Here is an 11,493-nt window from a genome sequence, read left to right as displayed (position 1 = left end):
TAGGGCGTGTTGATCTTTGTGGTATGAAAAACAAACAGCATGAAGATAAGGTATAATTGAATTCGCCAGAAAACTTTACACCGAACCTACATGCCAAGATTAATGCTAACAGACGGGACATGGAATGTCTTATCAAAAGTAATGTACTTAAGTGGTCGAATTTATAATAAGCCCGACCATAGAAAAACGCTCGAAGGCATACTGTATAAGATGCGCACAGGTATTCCATGGCGAGATTTACCTTCTGATTTTGGCCGTTGGAGTGCTATCTACAGACGGTTTAATTTATGGTCCAAAAAAGGGATTTTGAATGAACTGTTTCGCGCATTATCTCGTGATGCGGACATGGATTGGGTCTTCATTGATGGCAGTATTGTCAGGGCTCATCAACATAGTTGCGGTGCAAGAACTGCTGACAATGAATCAATTGGAAAGAGCCGAGGTGGAAATTCTACGAAAATTCATCTTGCAGTCGATAGCGGAGGGTTGCCTGTTTATTATGAATTATCCTGTGGAAATACGCATGATATCGTCCATGCAGAGTCACTCGTAGCTAATTGCCCAACAAGTAATATGGTTGTCGCAGATAAAGGCTACGACAGTGAAAAACTGAGAGCGTTTGTTCGTGATAATAACGCTACACCCGTTATTCCACGTAAGGGCAACAGTTTAGTAGGCAATGAAGATATTGACTGGTGCATGTATAAATATCGGCACTTGGTTGAGAATGCATTTGGCCGTATTAAGCAATATAGAGGGATAGCCACGCGGTATGAAAAGCTTGAACGAAATTATCATTCAATGCTCGCTTTAGCATTTACTATGATGTGGCTACCAATGTGGGCTGATTGATATATGTACTACAAAGATCAACAGCCCCTAATACAATTATTATTCTAATCCATAAAAAACGCGATGATCTATCGCGTTTTTTTATGTCTAATGCCAAAGTATAAATAAGCGCTTTATAGCTTGGTTTCGAGCTCTGCTACTTTCACCATTATTTTTTGTATTTCACCGTTACGGTAAAGCTCAAATTCAATTTCTTTCCCCGGTTCGGTACTGCCTATTTTTTTCAATACATTTTGTGGATTAGCCACTGAAAGCCCAGCAATTTTAATCACAATATCTTGCTCTTCTATACCCGCCTGCCATGCAGGACCTAAAGGGTCTAGGTTGGTAATACGCATGCCTGCAACAGGCGTTAAGCTATCATTGACCTCTTTGCCTGTACTGTCTACCGCTGTGCCTTCAAAGCCCAAATAGCCGCGTACAACACGACCATGGCGTATAAGCTTACCCATTACCTCTTTTGCCAAGGTGTAAGGCACCGCAAAAAAGATCCCTTGTATATTTAAGTTTTCACGGGTTTTAAACTGGGCAGAGGTGATCCCTACTAAATCGCCATTAGAATTTACCAGTGCACCACCAGAGTTACCTACGTTAATAGCAGCGTCCATTTGCAGTAAGTTATTGTAAGGACTGTCGGTAATTTTTTGCTTACCGGTGGCGCTAATGATCCCCTGAGTAATGGTTTGCCCTAAGTTAAGTGGGTTTCCGATGGCTAATACTAAATCGCCTACACTCGAACTGTAGTTATCGTTAACGGGTATAACAGGCAGGTGATTGGCATTTATTTTTAACAATGCTAAGTCGGTAATAGTATCAAAGCCAATGAGTTGCACATCAAAAAAACGTCTGCCGTCAGTAAGAATAACTAGTATTTGATCGGCATTATTGATCACATGGTAATTAGTCAAAATATAACCGTCAGGTGACATGATCACTCCAGAACCAAGCTCTTGCACCGTATTTTGGCGTTTATAGCGTGGCTCTTTAGAAATGCTTTCTGAAAAAATGGTGACAACCGATGGCGCTGCGCGCTTAACTGCGTCAGAAAAGCTCAAATGACTTGCAGTCATTGCACTGGGTAGCGGCACGTTAGGTAGCAATGCAGTGCGCATGTTAGGGCTAAAAAAAACCACTAAAAAAGCAATGCCTAAACCGGCAAATAGAGGAGGAAGTACAAATTTTAGAAGTTTTAGCACGGTATTCTTATTGTTAGTGAGCAATCCCTTTATGATGGCACAAAAAAAATAACAGCGGCAAGTGCCGCTGTTACTTTTATTGTATTATTACTGAATTAATACAAAAATAGATTCACGTCCGCGTTTCACACCTAACACAATATTACCTTGAATATCTTCGATAATTTTGTTCATGTCGCGAATGCTTTCTACTCGTTGACGGTTTACTTGCACAATAACATCGCCTTCTTCAAGGCCAACCCGTGCTGATGGCGAACGAGGGTCTACAGAGGTCACCTCAATCCCTTTCATTTTGTTCTTCTTCACGTTTTCAAGCGTTGCACCTTGGAATGCTGGGTGTAACTCTTCGCCCGCAGCGGTAATGCCTGATGCACCATCTAGGGTTACTTCCACATTTTTAACTTTACCGTCACGGTAAATCCCCAACTGTACTTCACGACCCTCACCTAAGGTGGCAATTTTACTGCGTAGTTCATGGAAGCCACTAATTTCACTACCATTAATACTAATAATCACATCGCCTGCTTTAATACCGGCTTTGCTGGCTGCGGTGTCATCCATTACCTGCATAACATAAGCCCCTTGTTTAACATCAAGCTGCTGTGCTTTAGCAAGGCCTGCATCAAGAGGGCGGCCTGAAATACCTAACGAACCACGGCGTACTTCACCATGCTCTACAATTTGATCAACTAGGTTTTTCATCATATTTGACGGAATAGCAAAGCCAATCCCCACATTTCCGCCTGATGCACCTAAAATAGCGGTATTAATACCAATCAGCTCACCGTTTAAATTAACTAAAGCCCCACCTGAGTTACCTTGGTTTATCGCGGCATCGGTTTGAATGAAATCTTCGTAACCCTCAATATTTAAGCCACTGCGGCCTAATGCGCTAACAATACCTGAGGTAACCGTGTGGCTTAAACCAAAAGGGTTACCAATTGCGACGGCAAAATCACCGACACGTAAGTCATCTGAGTTAGCTAGCTTTACTGCGGTTAATTCATCTGCGTCTATTTGTAGTAGCGCAATATCAGACTCTTTATCGCTACCAATTTTTGTTGCTTCATATTCGCGGCCATCCTCAAGAGTGACCACCATTTTTTCGGCGTCTTGCACTACATGGTTGTTAGTAACGACATAACCTTTGTCAGCATCAATAATAACTCCTGAGCCTAAACCACTAAACTGGCGCTTTTGGCTACGTGGCTGCGGGTTGCCAAAAAAGAAATCGAGCGGGTCACCGCGTCGGCGAACCTCTTTAGAGCCTGAAACCTGAATACTCACTACACCTGGGGTAATTTGCTCAAGCATAGGGGCAAGTGTTGGTAATTGTTGACCATTAACGGCAACCGGCAATTTAGCAAACGAGGCGGTTGGACTTAGTAATAAGCTAGTAGATAAAATAGCAGCACTGATAAGTGATAATTTCATTTTCATAGTCAGGGTTTACTCCACTTAAAAAGTAAAAGGCTGCAATAAGCAGCCTCAAAAAAGTATATCAGTAAGATAAAACAACAAAGCTGTTATATCTAAAGACTATGGGGCCAAAAAAAAGTTCATCAAGATGCTTTAGAAGTATTCACATCACCAGCAAATAATCCTGATTTACCCGACACATAATCAGCTGGTTGAGCATCGGCGTTTGAGCGATCTGAACTACGCTCTTTTAATGACGCTTGTAACTGCTCTGTGGTTTCTTTAGAAAAAAACGGTTCAGCAGGGGCTTTATTTCTGTCTTCAAGTAATAGTTGATTGGTTTCTTCAACATGGCTTAATAACTGGTCGTAGTTTTCTTTCATTTTGTTTACTAACTTACCAGTGTTCGCTAAATGGTCGGCAACATCTTGACGATACTGCTCAAGCGAATGCTTAGCTTGCTCTGCTTGTTGCTCTAACTCATCTTGTTTAAATTGTTTTTTAGTGACAAAGGCACCAACGAAAAATGCAGCAATAGCAACCACTATCACTAAACCTACCCATGTAAATGTACCCATAAATTCACCTCTATGCGAAAATAACTAAAAAAATTTAGTTCAATAATAATTCATACTAAGTCTAATATACCCTGAGTATTGATGCGTGTTAATATGCTTTACAAATTAAACTGTGTTTTAACTGTAAATAGATATGACTCCTTGGCAAACATACCAGCAAGACCTTCAACGCGATGACTTTGTACATGACGCAGCACAAGAAAATGCAGTTCGTCATTTACAGCGTTTATACGACGATTTAACACAAGCAAAACCACAATCTAAAGGCTTTTTTGCAAAGCTTTTTAATAAAGCAGAGCCAGCTCCCATTAAAGGTTTATACTTTTGGGGTGGCGTAGGCCGTGGTAAAACTTACCTTGTTGATACTTTTTACGAAGCTTTACCGAGCGATAGAAAAATGCGAGTGCATTTTCACCGTTTTATGCACCGAGTACACGACGAGCTTAAAAAGTTAAATAACACTGCCAACCCTTTAGAAACAGTAGCCGATATTTTCAAAGCAGAAACAGACATAATTTGTTTTGATGAATTTTTTGTTCAAGACATTACCGACGCTATGTTGCTCGGTGGTTTAATGGAAGCGCTATTTGCTCGTGGTATTGTGTTGGTTGCAACCTCTAATATTATACCTGATGATTTATACCGCAATGGCTTACAACGCGCTCGTTTTTTACCGGCTATTGCCTTAGTGAATAAGCATACTGAAATAGTTAATGTAGATTCCGGTGTTGATTACCGGTTACGTACACTGGAACAAGCAGAAATTTTTCACAGCCCGCTTGATGAGCAAGCTGATAAAAACCTATTTGAATACTTTGATAAGCTCTCCCCTGAGGCCGGTAAAGTAGACACCCCAATTGAAATAGAAGGGCGGATGATCAAAACCCGCAAGGTGTCTGATTGCATCGTTATGTTTGAATTTAGCGAACTGTGTGAAACCGCACGTAGCCAAGTGGATTACATGGAAATAAGCCGATTATATAACACAGTTATTTTATCAAACGTAAAACAGCTTGGACAAAATAATGATGATGCAGCAAGGCGTTTTATTGCGTTGGTAGATGAGTTTTATGAGCGTAACGTTACCTTAATTATCTCTGCAGAAAAACCGATTACCGAGCTCTATACACAAGGCAATTTAAACTTTGAATTTAAACGCTGTATTAGTCGCTTACAAGAAATGCAATCGTTAGAGTATTTAGCCCGAGAGCATTTAGCTTAAAATACGAAGGTTAGCGGGCGACGGGCTACGAGCAACGGGCTACGGGCTACGAGTTGAAATTACCTAGCAGCGGGTTTACCCCGCGTAAAGTTGGTCATTTAAAATAAAAAAACCTTGCGATGTTAACCGCAAGGTTTTTTTATTTTCTCGAACCTCGAGCTTATCTCATGGTAACAAACTCTTCCGAACCCGTCGGGTGAAGTGCTACAACCGCATCAAAATCGGCTTTAGTCGCGCCCATTTTCATGGCGACAGCAAAGCCCTGAATCATTTCATCAACGGTGAAACCGATACCGTGTAAGCCCACAACTTTTTCATCATCGCCTGCACACACAAGCATCATGTTACATGCTTGGCGATGCTGAGTAACTGCGGTGTACATAGCCGCAAAGCTTGATTTATATACTTTTACATTTTCTTCGCCGTACTGAGAAATCGCCTCTTGTTCAGTTAAGCCAATGGTGCCGATAGGTGGATGGCTAAATACCACGGTTGGTACTAGGCTGTAGTCCATTTTTAAATCGTTCGGCAATTCTTTATTAAATAAACGCTCCGATAGAGTACGACCCGCTTTTACAGCAACTGGTGTAAGCTCAATACCATTTTCGATAATATCACCCACAGCGTATACATTTTTAGCCGTGGTGTTTTGGTATTCATCTACTTTTACATAGCCGCTTTCGTTTACTTCTACGCCTGCTGCAGCAAGGTTAATTTTATCGGTTGTAGGTGTACGACCAATCGCCCAAATAACCTGATCAACATTTTCGCTGTAACCGTTTTCAAAATGAATAGTTAAGCTACCATCAGCCTCTTTTACCACCTCTTTTGGCGAACACTCAGTGTGCAGAGTAGGGCCTTCTTTTGCCATAATATCAACCAGTGTGTCGATAATGTATGGGTCAAAGGTGCGCAGCGGCTTGCTCTTACGAACAAATAAATGGGTTTGTGTCCCTAGGCTGTGTAGCACACCTGCAATTTCTACGGCAATGTAACCGGCACCAACAACGGCAACACGCTTAGGTTGTTCGTTCAGCTCAAAAAAGCCGTTTGAATCAATACCGTGTTCAGCACCTGGAATGTTAGGAATAGTAGGGCGTCCGCCTACAGCAACTAAAATGTGATCAGCAGTGTAATGCTCACCATTTACTTCAACGGTTTTACTATCCACAAATTTTGCAAAGCCTTTGATCACAGTTACGCCATTTTTAGCTAAACCATTATCATAGCCTTTGTGAATGCGGCCAATATAGGCTTCACGGCTTTCTACTAGCTTTGACCAGTCAAAGCCTTTAACTTCAACATCAAAACCGTAATCAGGAGCATAAAGATTAATTGCTTCAGCAACTTGAGCGCCATGCCACATTACTTTTTTAGGAACACACCCTACGTTTACGCAGGTGCCACCCATGTGTTTAGCTTCAATTAATGCTACTTTTGCGCCACGCATTGCTGCACGGTTAGCTGATGCAATACCACCACTACCGCCACCAATTGCAATGTAATCAAAATGCTGAGCCATGTTTAATCCTCTAAATATTAATTTAACTTTTCTGTGCCGATGATAGCATATGCGATGAGCAAGTCACTTGTTCGGGGCTGCTAAAATCTATCAAACATCCTTCATCAAACGAAAGATATGCTATTTCAGATCAAGCTGCTAGGTGATCATTTACAGATACGCACTCGTTAACTAGTAAAGCAGGTTTGCCCTTGTATTTACGTATTTTGCCCCAACTTAAATTTTTATATTTTGCATAAACCGAGAATCACTATGACCAATGCACATACTAATCCCCTAATCGGGCTTGAAGGTTTACCGCCTTTTTCAAAAATAAAGCCAGAGCATGTTGTCCCGGCACTAAAAAAAGGTATTGAGCACTGTCGCAGTGCAATTAATGATGTATTAGCAAAGCAATCATACACATGGGAAGATTTAGTATTACCCCTTGAAGAAGCTGACGATAAACTATCGCGATTGTTTTCACCGGTATCGCATTTGAACTCAGTAATGAACAATGATGAACTTCGCGAAGCCTACGAGCAATGTTTACCGCTTATTTCTGAATACTCTACTTTTGTTGGTCAGCACCAAGGTTTGTATGAGGCTTACAACGCACTTTATAACAGTGACGAATTTAAAACACTCACTACTGCCCAGCAAAAAACCATTACTAACGCATTACGTGACTTTAAGCTTTCAGGTATTGCGTTAAATCCTGAGCAACAAAAACGCTACGGTGAAATTAGTGCGCGTTTATCAGAGCTTGCCTCAAAATTTGGTAATAATGTGATGGATGCCACGCTTGCATGGCATAAGCATATTACCGATGAAAGCCAATTGGCTGGTTTACCAGAATCAGCGCTTGCATTAGCGGCCGATACGGCAAAAAGTAAAGACTTAGACGGCTGGGTATTTACCCTAGATTTCCCTTCATATTTGCCGATTATGACCTATGCAGATAATCGTGAACTTCGCAAAGAAACATACACCGCGTTTTCTACCCGTGCATCCGATCAAGGCCCTAATGCGGGAGAGTTTGATAACTCTGCGATCATGAGTGAAGAGTTGGCACTGCGTCATGAGTTAGCACAATTACTTGGCTTTAATAACTACGCTGAAAAATCGTTGGCTACAAAAATGGCAGAATCACCCGCGCAGGTATTCTCATTTTTAGAAGACTTAGCCGCTAAGTCTAAACCACAAGCAGAGCAAGAACTTAAAGAGCTGCAACAATATGCAGAGCAAAAGCATGGTATTAGTGAACTGCAGGCGTGGGATTTTGGTTATTATAGTGAAAAACTAAAGCAAGAAAAGTACGCGATTTCAGATGAAGTTCTTCGCCCGTACTTCCCAGCAAATAAAGTACTCAGTGGCTTATTTGAAACGGTTAATCGCCTATTTGGTATTACTGTAAAAGAAGTCGCTGATTTTGATAGCTACCATAAAGATGTACGCTTTTTTGAAATTTACGATAGCAATAACACTTTACGTGGTCGTTTTTACTTAGATTTGTATGCGCGTGATCACAAGCGTGGTGGTGCGTGGATGGATGACTGTATGGGTCGTAAAGTGCGCGCTAATGGTGAACTTCAAACACCAGTTGCTTACCTGGTGTGTAATTTTAATAAAGCGATTGGCGATAAGCCGGCGTTATTTACCCATAATGAAGTAACCACACTGTTTCATGAGTTTGGTCACGGTATTCATCATATGCTTACCCAAGTAGATGCAGCCCCCGTTGCCGGTATTAATGGGGTAGCGTGGGATGCTGTTGAGTTGCCAAGCCAGTTTTTAGAAAACTGGTGTTACGAGGAAGAAGCGCTTAGCTTTATCTCAGGTCACTTCGAAACCGGTGAGCCACTACCTAAAGAGTTGCTTGATAAACTACTTGCGGCTAAAAATTATAACTCAGGTATGCAAATGTTAAGACAACTTGAGTTCTCGTTATTTGATTTTAAAATCCACCACGATTACGTGGCAGACAAACCATGTAACATTCAAGCTGTGCTTGATGATGTACGCAGTCGTACTTCAGTCATTAAGCCGCCAGCGTTTAATCGTTTTCAGCATGGCTTTAGTCATATTTTTGCGGGCGGTTATAGTGCAGGTTATTACTCGTACAAATGGGCTGAAGTACTTTCGGCAGACGCCTATTCTAAATTTGAAGAGGAAGGAATTTTTAATCCACAAACTGGCCAAGCGTTTATGCAGCACATTCTTGAAAAAGGCGGCAGCGAAGAGCCAATGGCACTGTTTAAAAACTTCCGTGGTCGTGAGCCAAGTGTAGACGCACTACTACGCCACAGTGGCATTGCCGCTTAGGGTCTGTTGACCTTTGCGGATTAAAATATAATTACAAAAGCGCCCCAGTGGCGCTTTTTTATTACCTAAAGCACAGTGTTGTTAAAGAATATTTTGAATAAATTTTAGTAGTTTCAACATAGCGTACTATGCTTTGAACAAAGTACTAAAAGGGACTAACGCATGGCAAAGTTAATACTGGCAATTGATGACGATAAATTAATGCACCATATTATTGAAGAGTCTTTAGCTGGGTTTTGTAAAGTGATCCATGCCAAAAATGGTGAAGATGGCATAAGACAAGCAAACAAGTATAACCCTGATATTATTTTGCTTGATGTTGAAATGCCGGGTATGTCTGGTTATGAGGTCTGCCAAAGTATTAAACAAAATAAAGCCACAACAGATATTCCGGTAATGTTTTTATCATCCAAAGTGGGGCAGGCTGAACGTATTAAAGGGTTTAGTGTTGGCGGGGCTGACTACATTTTAAAGCCTTTTAACGCACAGGAGCTGATGGCACGCATTAAAATTCTTTACCAGTACCGCAAGCAATGCGCAGCACTGCAGTATGATATAGCAAAGGCCAATAAAACAGCTGAAATGGCGATGATTGAAACCGGTGACATGGGACGCATTATGCGCTTTGTTTGTCAAAGCTACCATGCTGATAACTTAGAACTATTAAGTGAATACTTTTTAGGCTTTTTTACGCCATTACACCTCAATGTCGTGGTTGTTTTTTGGCAAAATAACCAGGGAGTGTTTTATAGCCAAGAGACGGGCGTATGCCCATTAGAGCAAGAGCTACTCATGCAGCATAAAAATGCAGAGCGCTTTGTTGATATTGGTCATAGTACTATTATTAATTACCCTAATATTTCACTGTTAATTAAAAATATGCCAATGGATACGCCATCACTGTATGGTCGCTATAAAGATTTATTTCCGCATATTTTAGAAGTAACTAACGAAAAAGTAGTTACTATACAGCAGCACCAATATCGACTGATGCACGACAATGAATTAACAACCGCATTTACAGACATTGTCGCACAGCTAAAAAATCAAAATGCGATGCAAAGCAATGCGATTAGCCAGCTTACAGAGCAGCTCGAGCAACTCCAATCGTTAATGCAAACACAAAATGACTTACCAGCTTCGCAGCTCAATGAGCAAATAACTGAGCTTAGCCATACATCACAGCAGCTGGTTGCAACCACTAATGATTTAGCCTTTATTAAGCACCAACTAAAAACAACTACTCAACAGCGTGATGACTTAATTACTCAAACACAACTAAGTAAACAACAAGCGCAGCCAGAATCTGAGAGTGAAAATAACGATATTGAGTTGTTTTAAACTATACACCTTGCGAACTTCGTATATTGCTACTGTTTGGGTATAATAGCGGTGAAATTTATCATCGGAGTGTGAAGTGGTTATACAGTGTGCGTTTAAAGAGTGTCGGCCATATTTGAATGAGTTAGAAACACGCTTTGGGCTTGCTCAATGGGCGGAGCAAAGTAGTGGCTTTAGTTTGCATTACGATGATAAAGGGCTAAGCCTATATAAAACTGATGAGCCTAAACTAGGTGCAATTAACGTAGACTTTGTAACTGGTGCTGTTGCACATAGGCGTAAATTTGGTGGTGGTAAAGGGCAATCAATTGCTAAAGCCGTTGGTCTTAATAAGGGCGCAACGCCAGTGGTACTCGATGCAACCGCAGGGCTTGGACGCGACGGTTTTGTGTTAGCCTCACTAGGCTGTAAAGTAATTTTACATGAGCGCCACCCCGTGGTTGCTGCACTGTTATATGATGGCTTACAACGTGCTTATAACGATAGTGAAATTGGCCCATGGATGCAGCAAAATATGAGCTTAATATTTGGCTCAAGCCATACCTTACTTGCCCAATGTAACAGCATGCCTGATGTGGTTTACCTTGATCCTATGTTTCCGCACCGTGAAAAATCAGCATTGGTTAAAAAAGAAATGCGGGTATTCCAAGAATTAGTAGGTGGCGATACCGACGCCGATGATTTACTCGAGTTTGCCTACCCCCTTGCCAGCAAACGTGTGGTGGTTAAACGCCCCGATTACGCACCATTTTTAAATGATAAAACTCCAAGCATGCAAATCAAAACTAAAAAGAACCGCTTTGATGTATATGTAAAAGCCGCGATGGTTTAGGTTAACGGGCTACGAGCGACGGGCTTCGAGCCTAAATGTCGCTGCAACCATAGTTTGTTTGCAGCGACACTAAAACGTGTGCGAGGTAAACTAAGGCTGATGGGGTGGCGCACACTATTTTGTAGGCGGGGTTTTATGCCGCGCATAGGGTAAAGGCTCCGAGGGTTTAATTAGTGTTGTGTAACTGCCTATTATAATTTGCTCTATCAAGAGTTGAAGTTTTAGGT

The 11,493-nt window shown here is 41.4% G+C and carries 9 protein-coding genes; 5 read left to right on the top strand and 4 right to left on the bottom strand.

The genetic code is table 11. From position 1 onward, the window contains the following. The first annotated feature begins 90 nt into the window (after positions 1-90). Positions 91-852 (top strand): IS5 family transposase, encoded by a 762-nt coding sequence (locus L641_RS0108085; protein WP_024600859.1) that lies wholly within the window; start codon positions 91-93, stop codon positions 850-852. Between the two features lie 113 nt (positions 853-965). Here L641_RS0108085 and L641_RS0108080 read toward each other — a convergent pair whose 3' ends face one another. The 3 genes from L641_RS0108080 to L641_RS0108070 form a co-directional block, all read right to left on the bottom strand. Continuing rightward, the gene (locus tag L641_RS0108080) at positions 966-2,048 is read right to left on the bottom strand and encodes a trypsin-like peptidase domain-containing protein (RefSeq protein ID WP_013463993.1); all 1,083 of its coding nucleotides are present in this window, start codon (positions 2,046-2,048) and stop codon (positions 966-968) included. Between the two features lie 87 nt (positions 2,049-2,135). Beyond that, positions 2,136-3,488 (bottom strand): Do family serine endopeptidase, encoded by a 1,353-nt coding sequence (locus tag L641_RS0108075; protein ID WP_008465125.1) that lies wholly within the window; start codon positions 3,486-3,488, stop codon positions 2,136-2,138. Positions 3,489-3,610: 122 nt separating this feature from the next. Continuing rightward, entirely contained in the window at positions 3,611-4,045 is a 435-nt protein-coding gene (locus L641_RS0108070) for a YhcB family protein (RefSeq protein WP_008115546.1), read from the bottom strand. 133 nt (positions 4,046-4,178) lie between these two features. Between L641_RS0108070 and zapE the strand changes: the two genes are divergently transcribed. Beyond that, positions 4,179-5,267 carry a cell division protein ZapE gene (gene zapE, locus L641_RS0108065; protein WP_024601625.1) on the top strand — a complete coding sequence of 363 codons (1,089 nt, stop codon included), beginning with the start codon at positions 4,179-4,181 and terminating at the stop codon, positions 5,265-5,267. A 160-nt stretch (positions 5,268-5,427) separates the two neighbouring features. On the opposite strand, the gene gorA is transcribed toward zapE, so the two are convergent. Beyond that, positions 5,428-6,789 (bottom strand): glutathione-disulfide reductase, encoded by a 1,362-nt coding sequence (gene gorA / locus L641_RS0108060; protein ID WP_013463995.1) that lies wholly within the window; start codon positions 6,787-6,789, stop codon positions 5,428-5,430. Positions 6,790-7,041: 252 nt separating this feature from the next. Here gorA and prlC point away from each other — a divergent pair, with 252 nt between their 5' ends. The 3 genes from prlC (at position 7,042) to L641_RS0108045 (ending at position 11,266) form a co-directional block, all read left to right on the top strand. After that, a complete protein-coding gene (gene prlC / locus L641_RS0108055) occupies positions 7,042-9,093 on the top strand; it encodes an oligopeptidase A (protein ID WP_013463996.1) in 2,052 nt (683 codons plus the stop codon). Positions 9,094-9,255: 162 nt separating this feature from the next. Continuing rightward, positions 9,256-10,434 (top strand): response regulator, encoded by a 1,179-nt coding sequence (locus tag L641_RS0108050; protein ID WP_024601624.1) that lies wholly within the window; start codon positions 9,256-9,258, stop codon positions 10,432-10,434. Positions 10,435-10,510: 76 nt separating this feature from the next. Next, positions 10,511-11,266, top strand: a complete 756-nt coding sequence (locus L641_RS0108045) for a class I SAM-dependent methyltransferase (protein WP_024601623.1) — start codon at positions 10,511-10,513, stop codon at positions 11,264-11,266. Positions 11,267-11,493 lie beyond the last annotated feature (227 nt).

Origin of the sequence: Pseudoalteromonas sp. TB41 (assembly GCF_000497975.1) — a bacterium.
GTDB classification, from domain to species: domain Bacteria; phylum Pseudomonadota; class Gammaproteobacteria; order Enterobacterales; family Alteromonadaceae; genus Pseudoalteromonas; species Pseudoalteromonas tetraodonis.
This window is presented reverse-complemented; position numbering and strand designations above follow the sequence as displayed.